Raw genomic sequence first — 23,659 nt, 5'->3', positions numbered from 1 at the left:
TGGTAATTCCGAACCAATGAATCGCCGTAGCGTTTTGCGGACCGCCGGCGTCCTCGGCGTCTCCTCGCTGGCAGGCTGTTCTGGGCTGTTCGAGACACGGACGATGGCACGAGCGCCACCGCTCGTCAAAAATCGGCCGGACGCGGTGTACATCCCGACGCACAAGGAGGGCATGGAGATGGCGGGGATGGCGAAACAGGGTCGATACCGCCTCGCGCTGTTTTACTCCTACCCGCACCGCTTCTGGTTGATGGGCGGCGGGACGGCGAAACAGGAGAAGAAGGTTACCATCAAGGACGCAGACGACCTGCACCTGATGGCGTCCGTCTGGGATTCGAAGACGAAGACGGTGCTCCCAACCGGAAACGTCCAGGCCGAACTGTCGAACGGCGACTGGAGCGACAGGAGATCGCTATGGCCCATGCTCTCACAGAACATGGGTTTTCACTTCGGGGACAATATCGGGCTGAACGGAGAGGGGAAATACACCGCAAAGATACGCGTTTCCGGGTTGGACGTCCGCCGGACGGGTGCGCTCGCGGGTCAGTTCGGCGACGGCGCGACGCTCACCACGGAGTTCGAGTTCGATACGGACACGGTGGAGCAAATCTCGTACGAAAAGCTCGACGGCAGGAAGGGCCAGAAAGACGCGATTCAGCCGATGGAGATGAACATGCCGATGAGCCACGTTCCTCAAAAATCGGACCTTCCGGGCCGACTCGTCGGCGAAGAATCGAGCGGCGACGCGAAGTTCCCGGTTACGGCGGTCGAAAACTCCGACTTCGCCGAGGACACGTATCTGCTCGTCTCGCCGCGAACGCCGTATCGCCGCTATCCGATTCCGAACATGTCCCTGTCGGCGACGCTGAAGCGGGACGGAGAGGCGGTGTTCGACGACGCGCTGAACGCCACCCTCGACCCGGACGTCGGACTGCACTACGGGGCGAACGTCCCGAGCGTTCGGACGGGAGACGAACTCACGGTTCGGGTGGACTCGCCGCCCATCGTTTCACGTCACGAAGGGTACGAAACCGCGTTCCTGAAGATGCCGAAAATGCAGTTCTCGGTTTAGAAGGCGTCGAATAGCGGCCAGACGAGGACGGCGATCCACATGACGATACCGGCCTGTACCAACGTGTTCCAGCGTCCGTCCGTCTCCTGATACGAACCGCCGACCGCGAGCACGCCGACGACGCCCAGAACGGCGAGTCGGTGTAACACGACCGCGATGGGAAGCACGTTGACGCCGATGCTCCGATAGTCGAAGAGGAACCCGAGACCGAGGGCGAGGATGGCGACGGCGAACCAGTCCGTCGATTGTCGTCCGTTCGGAAGGGAAACCGCCGCCAGCGGAAGTCCGAGACCGAGAACGAGGTAGCCCACACCGGCGATTGCCTTTATCGGGACGGACGGGACGGTCGTCTCCACGGCGATGCTCGCGCTGCGCACGAACAGCGGCAGTCCGAAGAGAGAGACGCTGAAGGCGATGCCGCGTTGCACCGTCTCCCTCGTCAGCCGCGAAGCGAGGTCCCGAATCGTATCTTCCATGGAGTCCCTCAGGTTAATCGAGCCGAGGAGTAAGACCGCTATCAACGCCCCTGGAACCGGTCCCATCTCCGCCTTCGGTCGCAGGTCAACGACGGAGACCCACCCGTTGGAGTCGATGATGCCGCCGTTCGCGTACCGTTGGCGGGAGACGCCGTCGACGTACCACTTCCCGTAGTACTGTCCGTCGAGGTGGTACTGTGCTTTTTCGAGCGATCCGACCGTGTGCCGGAGTCGAAACCAGTCGAAGTATTCGTGGTGGGCCTGGATGGCGGTCCACGTTCCGTTCCCCTTCCCGCCTTCGTACAGTCGAAGGTGATAGCGCGAGCCGAAGTACGCGCCGTCGTGGAGTTGGGCCGTCTCCGTCATCCATCCGCCGCGCGGACCCGGCGCTTGGACGTACGTGTACCGAACCGCTCCCGTCGTGTTGTGCCACTCGACAGCGCCTTTGCCGACGCCAGCCGTCTCCTCGTCGCTGGCGACGCCCTGCCACTCGTTCGAGTCGTTGTTCCACTGTGCGCCCCGTCGATGTCTGAGTTCGCTCACCACACGCGACGCGGGTCCCTCGACGACGACGTTGATAGGAAGAGTCAACGAGTCGTATTGTTTGTGGCGGCTCGTGAACGGCCACAGTTTCGCCGAACTGTTCGGATTCGGCGAAACGAGTCGAACGTCCCTGGTACGCTTCGGGTGCGGTTCGTCTCTCGGATTCGGGCTGAGGAATCCGGGCTGAACGACGAGGAGACTGAACAGTATGAGAAATATAAGACTGGTAGCAACTCGCCTGTTCAACCCGATGCGAGAGCCGGGCATGGTTGCCCGGAAATTAAAAACCGTGTAAAATTAGTGTATCGGCCATTTCGTCACACAAAAACCCTGAATGGTTCAAAAATCGTTCATACTGCGAATGTGAGTCGAGTTCAGGACGGTCGCCGGAAACGAAAGGGAGTCCGGTTCGCTTAGGCGGTGACGCCGCCGTCTTGGCTCGCTTCGAGCAGTTCCTGATACCGGTTGCGGATGGTGACTTCGCTCACGTTGGCGACGTCGCTGACCTCGCTCTGTGTCACCTTCTCGTTGCTGAGCAGGGATCCGGCGTAAACGGCGGCGGCCGCGAGACCGACCGGCGATTTGCCGCTGTGGACGCCCTGTTCCTTCGCGGTCTTGAGCAGGTCCTTCGCCCGGCGCTCGGATTCGTCGCTGATGTCGAGGTCCGAGGCGAACCGCGAGACGTAGCTCAGGGGGTCGGCGGGTTGGATTTCGAGGCCGAGTTCGCGGACGATGTAGCGGTAGGTGCGCTTGAACTCCATCTCGTCGATTCGGCTGACGGCGGCCACTTCGTCCAGACTGCGCGGCACGCCGGTCTGACGCGCGGCGGCGTACACCGCCGAGGTTGCGACGCCCTCGATGGACCGTCCCGGAAGGAGGTCGTCGTCGAGCGCGCGGCGGTAGATGACGCTCGCGGTTTCCCGGACGTTCTTCGGGAGGCCGAGCGCGCTGGCCATGCGGTCGATTTCGCCGAGCGCCTGTTTGAGGTTGCGCTCCTTGCTGTCGCGGGTGCGGAAGCGCTCGTTCCACGTTCGGAGGCGCTGCATCTTCTCGCGCTGGCGGGAGCCGAGGGTGTTGCCGTAGGCGTCCTTGTCCTGCCAGCCGATGTTGGTCGACAGCCCCTTGTCGTGCATCATCTTCGTCGTCGGTGCCCCGACGCGGCTCTTCTGGTCTTTCTCCTTCGAGTCGAACGCGCGCCATTCGGGACCGCGGTCGACGGAATCTTCTTCGACGACGAGACCGCACTCGGCGCAGACGGTTTCGCCGCGACCTTCGTCGCTGATGACGTTGCCGCCACATTCGGGGCAGACGCCCTCTTCTCGCTCGTCCTCGCTCTCGTGTTCCCGTTCGTGGGCCGATACGCCGGACTCGCTATAGCGTTGTATCTTGGTTGTAGTCATGGGTATGCGTTGGCGGAGGCTCCCAGTAGGGAAAACCCGAAGAATCCCGGAAGCTTAGTTCCTAACTCCTGGTTAGGGCGAAAGTTACTTAAATGTTTCGCAATCTGGTGCGATTTTCACCGGACCATATTCGCCGTTAATGACGCCGCTACCGCGCGTTAATCGCTGTTTGAGATTCAGATAATCTCCGTGTTGTGAATCGAAACCAACAAAATACTGTCGGTTTATAATATGAGAAACACTTCCACAGCATTTCGGTCCCGTCGTCTGGCTCATTTCGTCTTCGAACGATGCTCCTGTTCCCTATCCTAGTCCTCTAGATACGTTCTCGCCACCTCGTCGGGTACCTGCTCGAACACTCGATAGAACTGCCCGACCGCTCCGAACTGGAACGGCGCTTCGATGCAGAGCACCTCGTCCGCCTCGCCGCGCAACTCCTCGATGGAACTCGGCGACCCGACCGGAACGGCCAGCGTAACGCGGTTCGCACCCTCGCTCTTCACCTGTCTCAAACAGGCGATGGTCGTCGCGCCGGTCGCCACGCCGTCGTCCACGATGAGCACCCGTTTCCCCTCGATATCGGGTACCCGGTCGCCGCCGCGGTACGTCTCCGCCTTCTCGCGGGCCGCTTCGGTCTTGCGCTCTTTCTCCCCTTGGAGGTACGCATCGCCGACGCCGAGTCGGTCGATGAGGTCGTCGTTCAGCCAGACGCTTCCGTCCGCGCCGACGGCCCCGATTGCGAGTTCCGGGTTCCCGGGTGCACCCAGTTTCTTTGCGACAATCACGTCGAGCGGGACGTCGAGTGCGTCCGCGACCGGTCGTCCAATCGGTAGCCCGCCGCGCGGAATCGCGAGTACGATGTCCGCGTCTATCCCCTCCCGTGTGACGAGCGACGCGAGTTGTTGCCCCGCGTCAGTTCTGTCGTCGAACATGACTGTCCCCGCTCGGACAGAGGCGACTCCCGCGGATAAAGGTGTGCGCCGCTGAAAAACGCCGAACAATTCGTTTTCCGGACATAACAATTATGACAGCATGCGCCAGTTATAGAACGAACTTGAGAGATGGGTGAGACGCCTCCTATCGTCGTTCTGTACGTGAACGACGACACAGAGATGCTCGACCGTGCGGCGACGTTCCTCGAACGGGAGTCGAAGCAGCTACGACTCCGAACCGCAACCTCCGGCGAGGAGGCGCTTTGCACCCTTCGTGCGGACGATATCCATTGTCTCGTTTCGGAGTACGTTTTGCCCGGAATGGACGGGGTGTCCCTCCTCGAATCGGTTCGGGAGGGGTTTCCGACCCTCCCGTTTATCCTTTTTACCGATGCGGGGAGCGAAACCGTCGCCGGTCGCGCCATTTCGGCTGGCGTCACCGACTACCTCCAAAAGGAAGCATCGACCGAACAGTACGCGGTGTTGGCGGAGCGAATCGAAACCGCCGTCGATTCGACCGATACCGAAGACGCGCTCCAAGAGAGCGAGGAGCGCTATCGAACGGTCGTCGAGGGAGGTCACGACGCGGTGTACATCTATCAGGACGACCACTTCACGTTCGTCAACGAGCGTGCCTGTGAGATGACCGGCTACGGCGCGGACGAACTACGGGGTCTCAACGTCTGGTCGCTCGTCCACTCGGACGACCACGAGCGCGTGCGGACCATCGCCGAAAATCGACTGCGCGGGACGCACGACGTTTCGACCTACGACGCCCGATTCACGACGAAAGACGGGGAGACGCGATACGGGAACTTCTCCGTCCGCGAAACCACCTACGAGGGGCGTACGGCGACCATCGGGTCTGTCCGTGACGTGACCGACCGCAAACGGACAGAGGCGCGACTGAAGGCGCTCATCGAGCACTCTCACGACCTCGTGACGCTCGTCGACGACCGGGGGATAATCCGGTACGAAAGTCCCTCCGTCGAGCGTCTCGGTTACGACCCCGACGAACTCGTCGGCGAACCGGCCCTCGAATACATTCATCCGGCCGACCGCTCGCACGTCGCCGATACGTTCTCCCGAACGCTCGAAAACCCGGAGGTTTCGCCGACCATCACCTATCGCTTTCGGCACGCGGACGGGTCGTGGCGCTATCTCGAAACGGCGGGGGAAAACCACATCGCGACCGTCGATGTGGAGGGAGTGGTGTTGAACTCGCGGGACGTGACCGAACACGTCCGCATGAAGGAAGCGCACGAGGACATCCTCGCGCGCATGACCGACGCGTTCCTCGCGCTCGACGACGACTGGCGGTTCACGTTCGTCAACGAGCGGGCGGAAGAGTTGCTCAACCGAACCGCGCCGGAGATCATCGGCGACGTCATCTGGGACGAGTTCCCCGAGGCGGTCGACTCCGCGTTTTACCACGGCTACCGCGATGCCATGCGAACGCAGGAACCGACGACGTTTGAAGCGTACTTCCCGCCGTACGACAGGTGGTACGAAGCGAACGCGTACCCGTCCGCCGACGGCCTGTCGGTGTATCTACGCGACGTAACCGAACGAAAGAACAGGGAGACGACGCTCGAAGAACTCCACAACGCAACCCGGACCCTCATGCAGGCGGAATCCATCGCCGCCGTGAGCGACATCGCGGTCCGCGTGGCCCGCGACGTACTCGGCCTCCCGGTAACCGCCATCTGGCAGTGCGAGGACGCCACGCCCCGACTCATCGCTCGGACGGCGGAACATCGGACGGCGTACGGCGAGTCGGTCTCGGCTTCCGACCGACGGGCGACGGTGGAAACCTACGAGACCGGTGAGACGGTCACCAGGGAGACTCGTATCGAGGGCGTCGAATCGGAAGCGTTCGTTCCGCTCGGCGCGCGCGGCGTCATCACCTTCGGCGCGGAACGACTGGACGAGTTCGACATCTACTACGCGCAGTTGCTCGCCGCGAACACCGCCGCCGCCCTCGACCGTGCGGAGCGCGAGGACGAGCGGCGGGCGCATCAATGGGAGTTGGAACGGCAGAACGAGCGGTTGGAGGAGTTCGCAAGCGTCGTCTCGCACGACCTTCGAAACCCGCTGAACGTCGCACAAGGCTATCTCGACATGTATCGTGCGACCGCGGACGAAGACCACCTCTCCCGAATTGAGCGCGCCCACGACCGGATGGTCAACATCGTCGACGACGTGTTGACCCTCGCACGGCAGGGGCGGACGGTGAGCGAGACGAGAGCGGTCTCGGGATTGGCCGTCACCACGAACGCTTGGGGGTCCGTTGAAACCGGCACCGCCACCCTGGACGCGTCGTGGACGGCGACCATCAGCGCCGACGGGAGTCGGCTCCAGCAGTTGCTCGAAAACCTGTTCCGAAACGCGGTCGAACACGGCCAATCTGACGTGACCGTTCGCGTCGGTACGCTCGACAGTATCGCCGGGGATGGAGGGATGCAACGCGACCGACCGACTAGTACCACGAACGAAGCGGCGACCGACCGCGGGTTTTTCGTCGAAGACGACGGGCCGGGAATTCCCGAATCGTCGCGTGAGGCTGTGTTCGAGTCTGGCTACTCCACCGGGGAGCAGGGCACCGGACTCGGTTTACCCATCGTTAGACAGATCGCCGAAGCCCACGGTTGGCGGGTTTCGCTCGGCGAGGCGGAAAGCGGCGGCGCACGATTCGAGTTCACGGGCATCGAACTGGCGGACGAATGATGCGCCGTCTGTCGGTTGAGTCGGACGCCCGCACCGACATTACTCACCAGTTCGACGTGTTGGGTCGTCGGGAATGACTACTTCATCGAACGGCAGACGGCCCGTATTCGGGTTTTATCCGACGAAAAATCAGGACCACGACAATGGTCGACGAAACACAAAATACTCAAACAGTTCGTGGACATGACTACGTTATGGACTGGACGGACCGACTCCCGCCACGGGATTGGCTCACGCGCGGGGTCGTCTTATTGCTGGTCGTCGCCCTGTTGACCCCCTCCGTGGTCTCCGCGATAACGTACGACCGAGAAGCATCGAATCTCAAACCCGGAACCATCGAACAGCCCGCCAACGGGACGACGATTATCAGCGTTCAAGGCTACCACTTCCAAGGGCAAGGAAACAAGAAAAAGCCCGCGCGCCTCGTCGCCGTCGGCCCGAAAGGCGGCGTGAAATGGGTGTACAACGGCTCGAAGGAGGGCGCGACGTGGTTCTACGACGTCGACCCGCTTCCGAACGGCAACCTGCTCGTCGTCTCGACGCAGCGCGGCGGCACCCTCGTCTACGAGATGAATCCGAAGACGAAGGAGAAGGTCTGGAAGAAGTTCCTCCCGATTCACGACACCCACGACATCGACCTCATCAACAACGGGACGCAGTTGCTCGTCGGCAACATGCGTAACTACAACGAGACGACCGGGAAGAACGACGACCGGGTGTACGTCTACGACCTCGAAACGGACGAAATCGTCTGGCAGTGGCACCTGCGTAACTACTACGACAAGGGTGCTGGCGGCGATTACACGAACGACTGGACGCACCTGAACAACGTCCAGAAAATCGCCGACGGGAAGTACGCGCTCGACCCGCGGAACATGGACGAGGTGATAATCGTCGACCGGAACACGGGCGAGGTCACGACGAAACTCGGCGAGGACGACAACCACGACATCCTCAACGAACAGCACAACCCCGACTACCTCGAAAGCGAATCGGGCAAGCCGACTTTCCTCGTCGCCGACTCCGAGAACAACCGTATCGTGGAGTACGAGAAGAACGGCAACGATTGGAACCGGACGTGGGAACTCGGGTCGTCGGGCACCCTGACGTGGCCCCGTGACGCGGACCGCCTGCCGAACGGCAACACGCTCGTCGTGGACTCCTCGGACCACCGCGTCATCGAAGTGACCCCCGAGGGAGAAATCGTCTGGGAGTTCTACTCGCCGTGGCTGCCGTACGACGCCGAACGCATCGGCACCGGCGACGAATCTAACGGTCCGACCATCGCCGACCAGAACGCCCAAGGGCAGTACGCCATCACCGGTAGCGCGAACCTCGACCCCGGAACGGGCAAGAGCCTCAGGATGTCCGTGTTCCTCTCGAACGCCTTCGCGGGCACGTCGATGCAGGACACCATGCGCCACTACGGCGCGCGCTGGGACCAAGTGACGCCGTTCATCCGCCCCGTCTGGATGAGCGAGTACGCCTTCATCGCCGCCATCTTCGCCATCCTCCTCCTCATCTTCTGGCTCATCGGCGAACTGGTGTACCAACGAAAGCGGATCTACGACGGCGTGAAATACCGGTTGGGCTAAACCTCGCCCATCGACTCCTCGTCCGATTTACTAGATTTATTCGTTTCCGACCCGTCGGTATTTACACAATGAGCGACCCCCAAGACGGGACCGAGCGGACTGCGAGGGAGTGGTGGAACAGTTGGGCGAACCATTTTCAATCGGAGTACGGCGACGGCGAGATACCCGTCGGAATCGCGTTCGGACCGGGTGCGGAACAGGGCGACGACCTCGGTCTCCTCGGCGAACTGGACGGAGTGAAAGCCATCGAACTCGGATGCGGCGGCGCGCAGTTCGGAATTGGGGTATCGAAACGCGGTGCGGATGTGACAGGTGTCGATATCTCGGAAGAGCAGTTGGCGTTCGCGCGAAGCCTCGCGGACGAACACGACCAAGACATCGAGTTCGTCGAAAGCAGCGTGACGGAGATGCCGACGGTCGCCTCCGAGACGTACGACATCGCCTTTTCGGCCTTCGCGTTCCAGTGGGTCCGCGACCTCGAAGCCTGCTTTGCCGAGGCGTATCGCGTCCTGAAAGAGGACGGGAAACTCGTCTTCAGCGTGGACCATCCGTACTACAAGACCCTCGACGCCGAAACCGGGGAGTTCGAGCGGAGCTACTTCTCCGACGAACCGAGGCGGGTCTACAGCGAGGAGTTCGACGCGGAGATGGTAATTTACAGCCGAGGGGTCGGGGAGACCGTTTCGCTCCTGACGGACGTCGGGTTCACAGTCGAAGCGATACGGGAACCCGGATACGAGGACCCCGATTGCTACGAGTCCGAGTACGGGAGTTTCGCCCCGGAGCTCATGGCGACGGTTCCGCCGACCATCGTCTACTCGGCGCGGAAGTGAGAAGTCCCGTTTCACTCCGTGGTTCGGTACATCGGCGCTCGCTCGGATGAACCGCGAACGTGAAATATGTTCTACAAAAATGCAGTGCAGATAGCACTTAAGCCGCCCCCAATAGATTTCGTTCACATGCTCATCGCTGGAAGCGACGACGGCGTGTATCGAATTTCGGGCCTCCGCGAATCAGGGGGAACGACGGCCGAAAAGCTACTCGACGCCGAGAAAGTGTTTCGAGTCGAGCAGTTCGATGGACCGGACGGGCTGTTCGTGGCCGCGAAGTCGGGGGTATACTATTCTCCCGACGGAGACGAGTGGACGACCCTCTCCGTCCCGGACGAGGAGGTGTACAGCGTCACCGTCGCCCCGTCGGGCGAGCGACTGTACGCCGGTACGCGGCCCGCCCGCCTGTTCGTCGCCGACTTCGGCTCGGGCGTTCCGTCCGACGGGGAGGCGTGGGCGGAAGTCGTCGGCTTTCGGGAGTTACGTGACCGAATCGACTGGGGGTTGGACCGCCACGACGGTCTCGCGCAGATTCGAAGCCTCCGTACGCACCCTGACGCGCCGGAACGACTCGTCGCGGGCGTCGAAGTCGGCGGCGTTCACGTGAGCGACGACGGCGGGGAGAACTGGCGGTCGCGGTGCATCGACTGCGACGCGCCGCACACGGACGACATCCACCACCTCGTCCTCGAAGACGAGGGAACCATCGTCGCCTCGACCGGAAGCGGCCTGTACCGTTCGACCGACGTCGGCAGGACGTGGACGCGATTGGACGGCGACCACGACCAGCGGTATTTCCGCGGCGCGTTCGTCCACGACGGCACGGTCTACGCCGGTGGCGCACCCGCGTCCTCCTCGTCGTGGGAAGAGGGGAACCACGCGCTGTTCGCGTCTCACGACGGGAAATCGCTCGAACGGATTTCCTTTCCGACGTCCGACGAGGTGGCAATCGGATGGTGTGCGGTCGATGGCGACGTTCTGACAGCGACCCACCGCGGGACGCTGTTCCGGCATCGCTCCGGAGACTGGGAGACGGTCGGGTCGGTTCCGACCCCCGGACGTGTGCGGGGACGGTACATGCCGCTGACGTGGTACGAGCCCTGACGATTGCGATAAAAGAGGCGGTTGTCCGTGGTTCGGTCTCCGAACGCGGTTATTCGGTGGCCGTTTCGAAGTCGAGTTCGGCCTCTTCCACGTCGTCGTCGAGCATCTGCGGTTTGCCGAGCGGGAGCGAACCGAAGAGGGCGTAGTGGACGGCGAAGGCGACGCCGACGAGCGCGACGAGCAGGGTCAGGGTACGTTTGACACTTGCCATATTCGAGACGATGGGCGCGAAAAGAAAGAGTGCTTCGGTGTGCCTTCGGGTGGCCTACCGGTCCACCTCTCCCAACACGATATCGAGACTCCCGAGTGACGCGATCAGGTCCGGCACCAACTCTCCTTCCGACATCTCCGGCAGGGCCGAGAGGTTGTGGAAACACGGGCTTCGGATCTTGAACCGCGCGGGGCTGTCGGTGTTGTCCGAGCGGATGTAGACGCCGAGTTCGCCCTTCGCGCCCTCCACCGCGCGGTACGTCTCCGCGTCCATCGGCGGTTTGAGCGTCCGGGGGACGTTCGACTGCAGGGTGCGCTCCTCCTCGGGCCAGTCCTCCAGCAGTTCGACGCACTGCTCGACGATTCTGGCCGACTGCTCGACCTCCCGGAGTCGGACGAGGACGCGGGCGTAGTTGTCACAGCCATCCTCGGTTACGACGTCCCAGTCGAGTTGGTCGTAGTAGCCGTAGGGGTCGTCGCGGCGCAGGTCGTAGTCGATGCCCGACCCGCGGGCGACCGGTCCGGTGACGCCGTACTGTTTCGCCACGTCGGGTTCGAGGATGCCGGTATCGACGCAGCGGAGTTGGAATATCTCGTTGCTCGTGAGGAGGTCGTGATACTCCTCCATCGTCGCCGGGAGACCGTCGATGAAGTCCAGCGTCTTGTCGAAGAACTCCCGACGCGGCTCCGGAACGTCCCAGATGACCCCGCCGAGGCGGAAGTAGTTGTACATCATGCGCTGGCCGGTCAGGTCCTCCAGGATGTTCTGGACGATTTCGCGATCCCGGAACGCGTACTGGAAGATGGCGGTGAAGTCGCCGTACACGTCGAGTGCGAAGGTCCCGAGCGCGAGGAAGTGGCCGGTCATGCGCGAGAGTTCGACGCCGAGCGTCCGGAGGATTTGGGCGTACTCCGGCACGTCGATGTCCGCGAGGTCCTCGGCCGCCCGCGCGTACGCCCACTCGTTGGTCATGTTCGCGGTGTAATCCCAGCGGTCGGGGTACGGCATGATTTCGTGCCGGTATTTTCCCGATTGCGCCATCTGCTCCTCGCAGCGGTGGAGGTAGCCGATGTCGGGGCGAACGTCCAGCACCTGCTCGCCGTCGAGGACGGTTTCGATGTGGAGGACGCCGTGGGTCGCCGGGTGGTGCGGCCCGATGTTGAGAAACATCGTGTCGGCGTTGTCCGCGTACTCGTCGTGTTTTATCGGGTTCCTGTGGGCCTCCAGCGTGACGATTTGCGGACGGTTCTGGTCGTAGTCGTTGGAAAGCGGGTGGCCCTTCCACGCCTGCGGAAGGAGAATCCGACGCAAGTCGGGGTGTCCTTCGTACTCGATACCCACGAGGTCGTAGGCCTCACGCTCGTGCCACTCCGCGGTTCTGTAGACGGGTTCCGCGGTCTGGCTCACGGGCGCGTCGGTCGGCGTGGGGACGACGATACTCACCTCTTGGGTGGGGTCGGCGTACTTTTTCAAGTGATAGATGCTCTCGTAGCGGTCCTCGTACTGCTGGGCCGACAGACACGAGAGGTGGTCGAATCCGGCCTCGTCCCGGAGCGTCGTCAAGGCGGTCTGCACTTCGTCGGGCCGAACGACGAATCCCGGCGCGTTCAAGTGGTCGTCGCGGCCGATGGCGAGGTCGCCGAGGAGTTCGGCCAGTTCGTCCGCCTCCAATTCCTGCACCGCCGGAAGGCGTTCTCCTCGTTGCGAACTCATGGCGAATCCACCCAGTTGTAGCGCATGACGAGCGTGTCCTCGTCGATTTCATCCGTGAGCGACTGCACCAACTCGTCGCGTTCCAAGTCGCCGAACCGCTCCAGTTCGTACGGTTTGACGACGACCGGACTCGCCTCGCCGTGGGCGATTCGCTCCTGCAGTTTGGCGATACCGTAGATGAGCGCTTCGGGTCGCGGCGGACACCCCGGAACGTGGATGTCTACCGGGATGACCTCCTCGGCACCTTTGATGACGTTATAGCCCTGCTGGAACGGCCCGCCGGAACAGGTACACGACCCCATGCTGACGACGAACTTGGGTTCGGGCATCTGGTCGTAGACGCGCTTCATCCGCGGCGCGAACTTCGAGACGATGGTCCCCGGCACGATGATGACGTCGGCCTGTCGCGGCGACGCGCGGGGCACCCCCGCCCCGAAGCGGTCCAAGTCGTGTTTCACCGCGTAGGTGTGCATCATCTCGATGCTACAGCAGGCGATGCCGAACTGCAACATAAACATTGACGACCCTCGCACCCAGTTCATGAACGCGTCGAACTTCGTGAGAATGAACGGCGAGGTGCCGAGCGCCTCTCGGAGTTTCGAATCGAACCGCCCCGGCAGTTCCTCCTTTCCCTGTTCACGACTGGTCGGTTCGACCATCTCCCGCTCCGTCGCCCCCTGTCTCCGTCGAGGTGGATGTGTATCACTACTCATTGTCCCCTCCCCATGTGCCCGCTGCGGGCGCTGACTAGCGTTCGGGAGCGAGGCGTATGAGTATTCGGTCGTTACCGAACCCGTGTTCTGAAAATCGGCGTGTCCGGGGGAAAATTACTGCCGCTCAGACCAACAGTTGCACGTCGGACTCGGCCATGTGTTCGAGGGCGGTTGCGGCCCCGACGCCGGTGACGACGCCGTCGTAGAAGTCGTTCTCGTCGTAGTCCATCAGGTCGATGGTCATCTGGCAGGCCTGCAGCTCGACGCCGGTATCTATCGAGACGTCGATGAGTTCCTCGATGGTGGCCGTCCCGTTCTCCTCGATTTTGCGCTCCATCATCTTCGTCGCCATGGAGTCCATGCCGGGGAGTGCGGCCATCGCGTTCGGCATCGGCATGCTCGGGTTGCCGACCGCGCTGAGTTTGAGGTTCTTCGACTTCTTCTCGTGCAGGATGTCGAGTCCCCAGAACGTGTGGAAGACCACGACGTCCCATCCGAAGGCGGCCGCGGTGCTGGCGAGGATGAGCGGCGGGTACGCCATGTCCAACGTGCCTTTCGTGGCGATGATGGTCATCTTCTTCTGTCCGTCGTCGTCGTCCGCTTTCAGGTCGGCCAACTCCGCCTCCAACTCCTCGATACGGGCGGCCAGGTCGGCGTCGGAGTTCGCCGCGTCCGCGGCGTCACCGGAGTTAGTCGTGTCTGTACTCATGATTATTCCGTCTTCCGAACGAAGTGCCGGTAGACCGCTTCGCCGCCCTCCTCGTCTTCCTCTTGGTCGAGCATTTCGACGCCGTCGGTCGTGTCGGCCCATCCCTTGAGGTCGCTCATGCTTCCCGGGTCGGTTGCGACGACTTCGAGCACCTCGCCCTCGGCGAGCGAGTCCGTGGCCTGTTTCGTCTTCACGACCGGCATCGGGCAGTTCAATCCTTGTACATCTAGGGTCTCAGTGATATCGAATTCCGTACTCATCGTGTGAATCTCCTATATTGGACGTATCGAACAATATCGGATACACCATTAAAAGTGTGTTGGTTATTGTGGATAGCATCCACGAGCGAATTAATTATAGTGTCTATCGTGCGCTCGTGTGGGGTTTTTCCGATTCGAATCCAACACTGTATTGTATGATTTGTGGAATACTATACGAACGCTTTTGTAGCTGTAGCCGATACCAGTTGATACAGCATGAGCGACGCAGCGTTTCCATCGCCGGACGCCGAAGTGGAATCGGTGACCCCCGACGAGCTATACGAGAAAATCGACGCGGGGGAGTCGGTTACCATTCTCGACGTCCGAGCGACGGGCGAGTACGAGAAGTGGCATATCGACGGGGAGAACGTCGAGACCATCAACGTTCCCTACTTCGAATACCTGGACGACCCGGACGACGAACTGTTCGAACCGGTCCCCGAGGACGAGGACGTGACCGTCCTCTGTGCGAAGGGCGGGTCGAGCGAGTACATCGCCGGAATGTTCGCCGAGCGGGACTACGAAGTGAACCACCTCGAAGACGGGATGAAGGGATGGGCACGCGTCCTCGAACGAAAAGAGATCGAAGGCGCTGATGAGGACACCGCGGTTATCCAGTATCAGCGGCCGTCGAGTGGTTGTCTCTCTTATCTCGTCGTTTCGGGCGACGAAGCGGCGGTCATCGACCCCCTCCGAGCGTTCGACGAGGAGTACGTCGCGGACGCGAACGAATACGGTGCCGACCTCCGCTACGCCATCGACACGCACGTCCACGCGGACCACGTGAGCGGCGTCCGAACCGTCGCGGACGACGACATCGAAGCCGTCGTCCCCGCATCCGCGGAGGCGCGCGGCATCGACTTCGACGAGTCCTATCGAGCGGTCGAGGACGGCGAAACCCTCCCGCTGGGCGAGACGGAAATCGAAGTCATCCACACGCCCGGTCACACGACGGGAATGACCTCGTACCGCGTGGGCGGCGTCCTGTTCACGGGAGACGGCCTGTTCACCGAGAGCGTGGCCCGCCCCGACCTCGAAGAAGGTGACGACGGCGCACCCGACGCCGCCGCGATGCTTTACGAGACGCTGCAGGAACGGGTGTTGTCGCTCCCGGACGACACAGTGGTCGCACCCGCACACTTCAGCGACGCGGCGACGACCGCCGATGACGGCACGTACACCGCAACCGTCGGCGACCTGCACGAGTCGATGGACGTGCTCTCGATGGAGAAAGACGAGTTCGTCGAGTTCATCCTCTCGGACATGCCGCCACGCCCGGCGAACTACGAGGACATCATCGCAACGAACTTGGGGCAACGACACGCAGACGACGAAGAAGCGTTCGAGCTCGAACTCGGGCCGAACAACTGTGCCGCGAGTCAGGATTCACTCACGAGCGACTGACGTGGCAGGAGGAAAACAATGGATTTAGTGCCAGCATTTGCATTTACGAACCTGTTCCCGAACGGAATCGGACGGTACGCCATCGGTGGAATGTTCATCGGGCTCGGCGTCGCCGTCATCTACCTCGGAACCGGAATCATCGCCGGGGCGAGCACGTTCTTGGAGTCTACACTGTCCTACGTCTCCGACGTGCCCCGGTTTCAGAAACCGAAATACGTCGCGTCCCGTGACTGGCGTGTGTTGTTCACGTTGGGTATCGTCGGCGGAGCGGCCATCTACCAACTCGCGTTCAACGGCCAGTTCTGGACGACGGACGTCCAGTGGTGGCGGCTCCTCGGCGGCGGTTTCCTCGTCGGCGTCGGCACCCGTATCGGAAAGGGATGTACGTCCGGCCACGGGGTCTGTGGCGTCGGCTCCGCGTCGTTCACGTCCATCAGCAACGTCGTGACGTTCATGGCGGTCGCCATCGGCGTCGCACAACTAGTGCAGGCCTTGGGGGTGTCGCCATGAGCGGAGAATCGAAGAGCCGAGGACCCCTCTTCAACGTCCTCATCGTCGTCGGCGGGTTGATATTCGGTTTCGGGCTGGGCTTCAGTCACATGGCCCGACCCGAGGTCGTGCTCAACTTCCTGCAGTTCGAGGATTTCGGCCTCCTGTTCGTCATGGGCGGCGCGGCGGTTGTCACCGGGGTGACCTTCGCGGTTGCAAGCCGCTCGTCCGGTCGCGCACCCTTGACCGGAAAGGCGTACACCCGAAGGCTGAAATCGTTCGACCGGAACGTCCTCATCGGCGGCGGTATCTTCGGCGTCGGTTGGGGCCTCTCCGGAATCTGTCCCGGTGCGGCATACGCGAGCCTCGGAATCGGTAACTACCCCATCCTGTTCGCTATCGGCGGCATGTTCGCCGGTGCGTACGCGCAGGGGCTCTGGCGGAAACACAGCGTGAGCGACCGACCCGTGTCGTCGGAAGCGGACTGATTTCACGTTCGGCTGCGGTACTCGTTTCGTGACGGAGCGCGGTCGTGTTTTTGATGTGAAAAACCATCGTCGAAGCTTTCCCGGCAGCGTCGGCAGCGTCGAGTAACGCGTTCGACAGCGAAGAGTCGCTGAATCAATTCTCCGAAGGTGTGATCCGAGTTCGAGGGCGAAATCTGCCGTAGGGGACGATGTGACGGATTAGCGCCGGATAACATATGGGAATAGTATTGCCCGCTAGACCCAAAACTATTAAAAGCAATTGTGGCTAATCCACGGCCAAGCGACATAGTATGAAACGTACACAACCACCCAGTCGATGCACGACAGATGGATATCCATGTTCGGAATAGAATCGCTCAGCGGGAACCTCCATGCGGCGGCTATCGTCGGACTCGTGTTCAGCGAGGCGTTGGTGCTGTACGCCGGGTACGGCGTCGCCACCGGTGCCCTCGCCTCGGTCGTCGTGAACGCCATCCGAGGTGAATGACGATGGAGGTTCTCGGTATGAGCCTCCTCCTCGTTCTCCTCTTCGTCGGCTTCGGTCTCATCATCGGAATTCTGTTCGGATTCTTCGGGATGGGCGGGTCATTCCTCGTCACGCCCGCGTTGCTGGTGTTGGGATATCCGGCAAAGGTCGCGGTCGGAAGCGGATTAGCGTTCGTCTTCGGCACCGCCGTCATCGGTGCGCTTCGGCACCGTGACCTCGGACAGGTCGATTACAAACTCGCGGCGCTGATAATCACCGGGATGACGGTCGGTATCGAGATCGGCAAACGGGCGGTTCTCCTGTTGGAACGAGCGGGCTTGTCCGATATCGTCATCAGCGTCGCGTACGTCGGCCTCCTCGTCGTCGTCGGCCTGCAGACGCTCCGTGACTCGATGCAGAGCGAGTCGGACGAGGGCGACACGTTGGACCTCTCGAACGCTCTCGAACGGGTCCGCATCCCGCCGATGCTGACGTTCACGGGCGGAACGACCGTCTCGCTCTGGGTGACGCTCGGCATCGGACTCGGCATCGGTATCCTCTCGGGCTTCCTCGGCGTCGGCGGCGGATTCCTCCTCATGCCGACGATGCTCTACGGCTTCGGCGTTCCGGCCGAGGTCGCCATCGGAACTAGCGTGCTCCAGATAACGATTCCCGGCAGTTTCGGCGCGTTCGTCTACGCGCAGGAAGGAGCGGTCAACGTCCCCGTCGTCGCGTCGTTGCTCCTCGGGAGCGCGCTCGGGGCGCGCATCGGCGCGGCCGCGACCGAACTGATAGACGGGGACGACATCAAGGGCTATTTCGCCGCGATGCTCCTCGCGGGCAGCGTCGCCGTCGCGAGCAAGAAACTGAGCGCCATGACCGGCATCGCCGCGCTCAAAACGGTGAGCATGGTCCTCATTTTCGGAGCGGCGATCCTCGTCAGCGGGGCCATCATCTACAGCTCCGTGCGGGTACTCAGGGGACAGTCGGTTTCCGGTCGCCCGTCGACGAACTGACCCGACCTCGGCACACCGTGGAATTTTTGGCCGGGTAACGAACCGATGTCGGCGACTGCACCGCAGTCGTCGGTTCGACTACGCCGCCGTGGAACCGCGGACACGGTACTGAGCCATCCAACAATATTGTATTTCTATTGCAAATCAATAGGGATGGTTACGTCGATATTTTCGATCCGGGGATATGCTTTCTGGGAAAGTGGGGTGGAAAAAATACCGGTCAAAAACGACCCGTTACCGCAATAGAGGCCGACTCCCCACCGATATCCGGTTTCGACCGTAGCAGATTGTATTGCACAATATTCACAAAACTATTAAGACCTGTGAGCGGATAGGCTGTAGTGAGTAGAAAAGTATGATTCGCACAAAACCGCGGTCAGTACGAAAGCGAGGTCGATGAGCATGTTCGGAATCGAATTGAGTGGACTCGGAGCAGCCACGACGGTCGGTGCCGTTCTCGGGGAGGCAGTCGTCCTCTATGCCGGATACGGTGTCGTCGTACAGATGGTGAGTTCGAACGTTATCGACGCGCTTACGGGTGAGTAATCGTGGAGCCACTCCTCATTGCCCTGTTCATCGGGTTCGGACTGGTCATCGGAATCCTGTTCGGATTCTTCGGGATGGGCGGGTCGTTCCTCGTCACGCCAGCGTTGCTGGTGTTCGGATACCCGGCGAAGGTCGCGGTCGGAAGCGGACTGGCGTTCGTGTTCGGCACATCGGTCATCGCCGCGCTCCGACACCGTAACCTCGGACAGGTCGATTACAAGCTCGCGCTGATGTTCATCGTCGGCATGACGAGCGGTATCAAGGTCGGGGAATACGTCGTGTTGTGGCTCGAAGCGACCGGCATGGCCGACATCGTGGTGGGGACCGCCTACGTCCTCCTGTTGGCCACGGTCGGCCTCTTCACGTTCCGCGACTCGCGTGGCAGTGACGACGACGGCGCGTCGTCGCTCCCGGAGCGCTTCGAGGTGCTCCAGATTCCTCCGATGGTTTCCATCAGCGGTGGCGTGGAGATTTCGGTCTGGCTCACGCTGGGCATCGCGCTGTTCGTCGGCATCCTATCCGGCTTCCTCGGCGTCGGTGGCGGCTTCCTCCTGATGCCCGCGATGGTGTACGTCCTCGGCGTCCCCACCGTTGTGGCGGTCGGAACTGACGTGCTCCAGATCACCGTCTCCGGTGGTTTCGGCGCGTTCTCCTACGCCCAGAACGGGGCCGTCGAACTCGCCGTCGTCGCTCCGCTCTTGGCGGGAAGCGCGCTCGGAGCACGCATCGGTGCAGCGGCGACGAACCTGACCGACGAGGACGACATCAAGGGCTACTTCGCCGCGATGCTCCTCGCGGGCAGCGTCGCCGTCGCAAGCAACCGAGTCGGAGACGCGCTGGGCATCCACATCCTCGACCAGATCAGTCTGGTGCTCATCTTCGGCTCCGCGGTGGTCGTCGCCGCGGCGGTCGTCTACAGCGCACTCGTCAACCTTCGGGAGCGCGAGTCGCCGAGCGTGTCGACCTCCGACTGACCTTCGGGGCGAACAAGTAGTTTTGTACAAACCATGCAAAATCCTTATACGTGCCAAATTCTTACTCACGACTTGAAAATGGCGAACTCGATGGCCGAGTACCTTCAGCAAGACATGGAGTGTGAAGGATTGCTGGAGTGTCTTCACGGACTGAAAGAGCTCGATAAGCAGTGTTATCGAGTCGTGATCGAGAGCGAGAACCCACTAACCATCGACGACATCGCGGAGCGGATCGACCGCGAACGGTCGACGGCGTACCGCTCTATCCAGCGACTGCTCCAATCTGGGTTCATCCAGAAAGAACAGGTCAACTACGACCAAGGTGGCTACTACCACGTCTACAAGCCGACCGACCCCGGCGAAGTGTCCCACGACATGCAGCGCATGTTGAACGAGTGGTACGCCAAGATGGGCCAGTTGATTCAGGAGTTCGAGGACAAGTACGACCCGATGGAACAGCCCGAACAACCGGTCTAACCGACCGGCTTACGGGAACCCATCGCCGCTCTCGACATCACGAAGACGGTTACGTCTCGACGAGAACTTTTACTCGGTTGTACGGAAGCCAGCGTAGCTCGGCGTCCAGATAGTCGGCGACGTGCGCGACGAACTCGTCTTCCTTCAGGAGGCCGTCCTCGTCTGCCTCGTCGCTCAACTGGAGCGTTACCTCGTCGACGTCCTCCAAGACGTCGCTGCCGACCATGACGGAGAACAACTCGGCGGGCGTCACGGGTTTTCCGGCGTCGATGGCGACCGCAACGTCGTCCACGGCGGTCTCGACCTCCGTTTCGACGTCGAACTGCACGTCCACCGACACCGCTTGGCCGAGCATGTCGGCCGCGTGAACCTCTTCCGCCTTCCGAACCGCGGGTTCGAGGGCGTGTCCGAACTCGCCTCCGCTCTCGCGCATGCCAATGTAAGCGAACGAGAGCATGGCGGTCAGTCCGTCCATGAACCGCTCGTCGTCGGTGTCGAACACCTGCCGTCGGTCTTTCTTTTTCAGGTGGTGGACGAGAATCCCGAAATCCAGTATCGCGTCCGTGATTCGACCGCGGATTCGCGCCTCCGCGTTGCGCTTCGACTGTTCGTGTTCCATGTCGGCCTCGCCGAGGAGGTAGGCTCGGTCGGCGGGCGAGAGGATGCCGCGTCCCCTGTCGGTATCTGGGGTCATAATCGGAATAGGATTATACAGCATCCGATTCTATCCGAAGCTATTTGAAGGGTGTGAAACAACCACCGACAAATGACGCTTATCGACGTGACGATGCGAATCGTACACACGCTTTTCGCGGGCGTGTGGGCAGGGTGGACGGTGTTCATGGCGGCGCTCGTGGTCCCGGCGGCACGGGACGGGAAACTCGGCGCGGACGGAATCCGGTGGATGACCCAGCAGTTCACGCGCTTTTCGTCGCTCTCGTCCGTCGTGTTGTTGCTCACGGGGGGATTCATGGCCGGAGACCTCTACAGCACGGAAACCCTCACAGGTAGCTCGAGCGGCCATCTGGTCCTCACAATGGTCGTCCTTTGGCTCGCGCTCTCCGGGCTGAGCCACATGGCGGGTAGTCGGTTGAAGAAGAACCTCGACGCCGGTGCGAAGCAAGCCGCGGCGGGAGCCACGACGCTGTTTTACGTCGCCGGCGTCGTGGCGCTCGGCCTGCTCGTCGTCGCCGGGTGGCTCTGATGGCCAAGGACGGGTCCAAGCGGGCGCTGGCGACGGTGTTCGCCATCGTCTTCGTCGACCTCCTCGGCTTCGGGATTCTGATTCCCATCATCCCGCTGTACGCCGAGCACTTCGGCGCGAACGAGTTCGTCGTCGGACTCCTGCTCGCCTCCTACTCGGTCATGCAGTTCCTCTTCGCACCCGTCCTCGGCCGCCTCTCGGACGAGCGCGGCCGCCGACCCATCCTCCTCCTCTCGCTGTTCGGGAGCGTCGTCGCGTGGACGCTGTTCGGCCTCGCGGAAAGCCTCCTCGTGCTCTTCGTCGCTCGCATCCTCGCGGGCGCGATGGGCGGCAACATCGCCACCGCACAGGCGTACATCGCCGACATCACGCCGCCGGAGGACCGTGCGAAGGGGTTGGGCCTCATCGGCGCGGCGTTCGGACTCGGCTTCGTGTTCGGTCCGGCGCTCGGCGGCATCTTCTCCAGCGACGCCGCGCTCTCGCTCGCGCGGAACGTCCTCCCCGCGGTGGTACCCGTGAACCAGTTCTCCCTGCCGAGTTTCGCCGCCGCGGCCATCTGCGGCCTCAATCTCGTCGTCGCCGCGCTCGTCCTCCCGGAGACGCGCACCAAGCGGGACAGCGACGAGGAGACGACGGACGAGCGTCAGTCGCGTCTCGCCCGCCTCGCGGACGCGTTCGCCGACCCGGCGCTCGCCGGACTCGTCGCCTCCTTCTTCCTCCTTTCGCTCGCGTTCTCCTCGATGGAGAGCATGTTCGTGCTGTTCACCGAACAGCAGTACGGCTTCGGGCCGGAGATGAACGGCTACGTCCTCGCCTACGTCGGCGTCGTCATCGCCGTCGTTCAGGGCGGCCTCGTGGGAAAACTCACGGACCGCTACGGCGAGCGGACGCTCGCGCTCGTCGGCGTCGTGCTCGAACTCGTGACGCTCGCCGCCCTCCCGTTCTCGCCGATGCTCGGCGACCACCTCCCCGCCATCGGACCGCTTTCCGGTGGCCTGTTCGTCCTGCTGGTCATCCTCACGCCCCTCGCGGCGGGTAACGGGTTTGCGAACGTCTCGCTCACGACGCTCGTCTCGAAGAGCGCGACGGAGGACACCCAAGGCGGCGCGTTCGGTCTGACCCAAAGCGCCGGAAGCATCGCCAGAGCGGTCGGTCCCATCGCGGCGGGAGCGCTGTACGCGGCGGTCGCCTACTGGCTCCCGTTCGTCCTCGGCGGCCTGCTCATGCTCCCCATCGGCTACGTCCTGCTGACGACGTTCCAAGGAAACGGCACCCCGACGCCGGTCAACTGAGCGAGTAGGACCCGCCGTCACGATTGCGCAATCGACCCGGGAGATTATATACGAGAACGGGACCACTCGGCCCCGATGAACCGAATCTTCGCGTGGCTTTCCGTCGTTCTGTTGCAGGCGATTCGCCCGCTCACCCCGCCCGAACCGTCCAGCGACTCAGAAGGCGTGTCTGTGCCACCCGCCGTCGACCGGGAGGGACGCCCCGGTGATGTACGCCGCGGCGGGCGAGGAGATGTAGGCGACGGCGCGGGCGAACGACTCCGGAGTGCCGAGGTCGGAAAGCGGCAGTTCGTCCGTCCGCCGCTCTTTCGCCGCCGTTTCGCTGGTTCCCTCGCGCTCGGCGAGCTCCGAGAGTTTGTACCGGATGCGGTCGGACATGACGCCGCGCGGGGAGACGCAATTGACGCGCACGTCGTCGGCACCGAACTCCTCGGCGAGCACCTTCGAGAGGCCGTAGATTCCGGGTCGGAAGACGTTCCCGAGCGCGCCGCTCGCGGACGGTTCGAGCGCGGACGCCGCGACGAGGTTGGTAATCGCGCCGCCGCCATCCCTGAGCGCGGGAAGTGCGATTTCGCAAGTCAGAATGGTGCTCCGGAGGATTCCGCGGTACGCTTCGTCGAAGGCTGACAGCGACGTCTCCGAGAACGGGTCTGTGGAAGGACCGCCGTGATTCGTCACCAAAACGTCCAGACCGCCGAGGCGGTCGATGGCGGTTTCGGTCGCGGTTCGAACGGACTCCTCGTCGGTCAAGTCGCAAACGACCCATTCGATGGCATCGTCGCACTCCACCTCCTCTCGAATCGACTCGGCCGCCGTCCGGAGTCGCGTTTCGTCCCGCGAGGAGATGACGACGGTCGCGCCCTCTCGGACGAGTTCCGTCGCTACCGCTCGGCCCAATCCGCTGCTCGCCGCCATCACGTACGCCCGCTTTCCGTCGAGTCCGAGGTCCATACTCCTACGGCCCGCCTCGGTCGGAAATACGTTCCCCTGAATGACTCTCCATCCATACCTGTTTTTC

General features: G+C 62.3%; 25 protein-coding genes. 15 read left to right on the top strand and 10 right to left on the bottom strand.

Translation table 11 applies throughout. From position 1 onward, the window contains the following. Positions 1 to 16 precede the first annotated feature (16 nt). On the top strand, positions 17 to 1,072 hold the full coding sequence (locus B208_RS0119345) for a DUF7350 domain-containing protein (RefSeq protein ID WP_007980689.1): 1,056 nt from the start codon (positions 17 to 19) through the stop codon (positions 1,070 to 1,072). On the opposite strand, the gene B208_RS0119340 is transcribed toward B208_RS0119345, so the two are convergent. The 3 genes from B208_RS0119340 to B208_RS0119330 form a co-directional block, all read right to left on the bottom strand. Continuing rightward, positions 1,069 to 2,091 carry a hypothetical protein gene (locus tag B208_RS0119340; RefSeq protein ID WP_232423879.1) on the bottom strand — a complete coding sequence of 341 codons (1,023 nt, stop codon included), beginning with the start codon at positions 2,089 to 2,091 and terminating at the stop codon, positions 1,069 to 1,071. The two genes, B208_RS0119345 and B208_RS0119340, sit on opposite strands and share 4 nt — an antisense overlap. A gap of 413 nt (positions 2,092 to 2,504) precedes the next feature. Beyond that, positions 2,505 to 3,491 (bottom strand): transcription initiation factor IIB, encoded by a 987-nt coding sequence (locus tag B208_RS0119335; protein ID WP_007980693.1) that lies wholly within the window; start codon positions 3,489 to 3,491, stop codon positions 2,505 to 2,507. A 308-nt stretch (positions 3,492 to 3,799) separates the two neighbouring features. Further along, a complete protein-coding gene (locus tag B208_RS0119330; protein ID WP_007980694.1) occupies positions 3,800 to 4,423 on the bottom strand; it encodes a phosphoribosyltransferase in 624 nt (207 codons plus the stop codon). Between the two features lie 162 nt (positions 4,424 to 4,585). Here B208_RS0119330 and B208_RS0119325 point away from each other — a divergent pair, with 162 nt between their 5' ends. The 4 genes from B208_RS0119325 (at position 4,586) to B208_RS0119310 (ending at position 10,679) form a co-directional block, all read left to right on the top strand. Continuing rightward, positions 4,586 to 7,150, top strand: a complete 2,565-nt coding sequence (locus B208_RS0119325) for a PAS domain S-box protein (RefSeq protein WP_232423878.1) — start codon at positions 4,586 to 4,588, stop codon at positions 7,148 to 7,150. A 194-nt stretch (positions 7,151 to 7,344) separates the two neighbouring features. Continuing rightward, positions 7,345 to 8,745: an outer membrane protein assembly factor BamB family protein gene (locus B208_RS0119320; protein ID WP_007980698.1), complete on the top strand. Its 1,401-nt coding sequence runs from the start codon at positions 7,345 to 7,347 to the stop codon at positions 8,743 to 8,745. A 68-nt stretch (positions 8,746 to 8,813) separates the two neighbouring features. Continuing rightward, positions 8,814 to 9,578 carry a class I SAM-dependent methyltransferase gene (locus tag B208_RS0119315; RefSeq protein ID WP_007980701.1) on the top strand — a complete coding sequence of 255 codons (765 nt, stop codon included), beginning with the start codon at positions 8,814 to 8,816 and terminating at the stop codon, positions 9,576 to 9,578. A 126-nt stretch (positions 9,579 to 9,704) separates the two neighbouring features. Then, complete coding sequence (locus B208_RS0119310) at positions 9,705 to 10,679, top strand: WD40/YVTN/BNR-like repeat-containing protein (protein ID WP_007980703.1); 975 nt, start codon at positions 9,705 to 9,707, stop codon at positions 10,677 to 10,679. 49 nt (positions 10,680 to 10,728) lie between these two features. On the opposite strand, the gene B208_RS24530 is transcribed toward B208_RS0119310, so the two are convergent. The 5 genes from B208_RS24530 to B208_RS0119285 form a co-directional block, all read right to left on the bottom strand. After that, positions 10,729 to 10,890, bottom strand: coding sequence for a hypothetical protein (locus B208_RS24530; RefSeq protein WP_007980704.1), 162 nt, complete (start codon positions 10,888 to 10,890; stop codon positions 10,729 to 10,731). A gap of 54 nt (positions 10,891 to 10,944) precedes the next feature. Further along, positions 10,945 to 12,603 carry an NADH-quinone oxidoreductase subunit D gene (locus B208_RS0119300; RefSeq protein ID WP_007980705.1) on the bottom strand — a complete coding sequence of 553 codons (1,659 nt, stop codon included), beginning with the start codon at positions 12,601 to 12,603 and terminating at the stop codon, positions 10,945 to 10,947. Further along, positions 12,600 to 13,262, bottom strand: a complete 663-nt coding sequence (locus B208_RS0119295; RefSeq protein ID WP_007980706.1) for an NADH-quinone oxidoreductase subunit B — start codon at positions 13,260 to 13,262, stop codon at positions 12,600 to 12,602. The genes B208_RS0119300 and B208_RS0119295 overlap by 4 nt, the downstream gene beginning before the upstream one ends. Positions 13,263 to 13,440: 178 nt before the next feature. Beyond that, complete coding sequence (locus B208_RS0119290; protein ID WP_007980707.1) at positions 13,441 to 14,025, bottom strand: DsrE/DsrF/DrsH-like family protein; 585 nt, start codon at positions 14,023 to 14,025, stop codon at positions 13,441 to 13,443. 2 nt (positions 14,026 to 14,027) lie between these two features. After that, entirely contained in the window at positions 14,028 to 14,285 is a 258-nt protein-coding gene (locus B208_RS0119285; RefSeq protein ID WP_007980708.1) for a sulfurtransferase TusA family protein, read from the bottom strand. A 216-nt stretch (positions 14,286 to 14,501) separates the two neighbouring features. On the opposite strand from B208_RS0119285, the gene B208_RS0119280 reads away from it, so the two are divergent. From B208_RS0119280 to B208_RS0119245, 8 genes are all read left to right on the top strand, one after another. Then, positions 14,502 to 15,689: an MBL fold metallo-hydrolase gene (locus tag B208_RS0119280; protein WP_007980709.1), complete on the top strand. Its 1,188-nt coding sequence runs from the start codon at positions 14,502 to 14,504 to the stop codon at positions 15,687 to 15,689. A gap of 18 nt (positions 15,690 to 15,707) precedes the next feature. After that, entirely contained in the window at positions 15,708 to 16,199 is a 492-nt protein-coding gene (locus tag B208_RS0119275) for a YeeE/YedE family protein (protein WP_026177962.1), read from the top strand. After that, positions 16,196 to 16,666: a DUF6691 family protein gene (locus B208_RS0119270; protein ID WP_007980711.1), complete on the top strand. Its 471-nt coding sequence runs from the start codon at positions 16,196 to 16,198 to the stop codon at positions 16,664 to 16,666. Before B208_RS0119275 ends, B208_RS0119270 begins: the two co-directional genes overlap by 4 nt. Before the next feature lie 337 nt (positions 16,667 to 17,003). Then, positions 17,004 to 17,153 carry a DUF7512 family protein gene (locus B208_RS24525; protein ID WP_007980712.1) on the top strand — a complete coding sequence of 50 codons (150 nt, stop codon included), beginning with the start codon at positions 17,004 to 17,006 and terminating at the stop codon, positions 17,151 to 17,153. Further along, a complete protein-coding gene (locus B208_RS0119260; RefSeq protein WP_007980713.1) occupies positions 17,150 to 18,148 on the top strand; it encodes a sulfite exporter TauE/SafE family protein in 999 nt (332 codons plus the stop codon). The genes B208_RS24525 and B208_RS0119260 overlap by 4 nt, the downstream gene beginning before the upstream one ends. A 396-nt stretch (positions 18,149 to 18,544) precedes the next feature. Continuing rightward, positions 18,545 to 18,694 carry a DUF7512 family protein gene (locus B208_RS24520; protein WP_007980714.1) on the top strand — a complete coding sequence of 50 codons (150 nt, stop codon included), beginning with the start codon at positions 18,545 to 18,547 and terminating at the stop codon, positions 18,692 to 18,694. 2 nt (positions 18,695 to 18,696) lie between these two features. After that, entirely contained in the window at positions 18,697 to 19,668 is a 972-nt protein-coding gene (locus B208_RS0119250; protein WP_007980715.1) for a sulfite exporter TauE/SafE family protein, read from the top strand. A gap of 78 nt (positions 19,669 to 19,746) precedes the next feature. Further along, positions 19,747 to 20,145 (top strand): helix-turn-helix domain-containing protein, encoded by a 399-nt coding sequence (locus B208_RS0119245; RefSeq protein ID WP_007980716.1) that lies wholly within the window; start codon positions 19,747 to 19,749, stop codon positions 20,143 to 20,145. A 49-nt stretch (positions 20,146 to 20,194) separates the two neighbouring features. Here the strand turns inward: B208_RS0119245 and B208_RS0119240 are convergent, their stop codons facing one another. Next, positions 20,195 to 20,839 carry a hypothetical protein gene (locus B208_RS0119240; RefSeq protein WP_007980718.1) on the bottom strand — a complete coding sequence of 215 codons (645 nt, stop codon included), beginning with the start codon at positions 20,837 to 20,839 and terminating at the stop codon, positions 20,195 to 20,197. A gap of 72 nt (positions 20,840 to 20,911) precedes the next feature. Here B208_RS0119240 and B208_RS0119235 point away from each other — a divergent pair, with 72 nt between their 5' ends. Both B208_RS0119235 and B208_RS0119230 read left to right on the top strand, forming a co-directional pair. Next, complete coding sequence (locus B208_RS0119235) at positions 20,912 to 21,349, top strand: CopD family protein (protein WP_007980720.1); 438 nt, start codon at positions 20,912 to 20,914, stop codon at positions 21,347 to 21,349. Continuing rightward, positions 21,349 to 22,641, top strand: a complete 1,293-nt coding sequence (locus B208_RS0119230) for a tetracycline resistance MFS efflux pump (RefSeq protein WP_007980722.1) — start codon at positions 21,349 to 21,351, stop codon at positions 22,639 to 22,641. Before B208_RS0119235 ends, B208_RS0119230 begins: the two co-directional genes overlap by 1 nt. Before the next feature lie 156 nt (positions 22,642 to 22,797). Here the strand turns inward: B208_RS0119230 and B208_RS0119225 are convergent, their stop codons facing one another. Continuing rightward, a complete protein-coding gene (locus tag B208_RS0119225) occupies positions 22,798 to 23,592 on the bottom strand; it encodes an SDR family oxidoreductase (RefSeq protein ID WP_007980723.1) in 795 nt (264 codons plus the stop codon). Between the last annotated feature and the right edge of the window lie 67 nt (positions 23,593 to 23,659).

Origin of the sequence: Haladaptatus paucihalophilus DX253, assembly GCF_000376445.1 — an archaeon.
In the GTDB taxonomy this organism is placed as follows: Archaea; Halobacteriota; Halobacteria; order Halobacteriales; family Haladaptataceae; genus Haladaptatus; species Haladaptatus paucihalophilus.
Note: the sequence above shows the minus strand (reverse complement) of the source record. Positions and strands in the feature narration are given on the sequence as shown.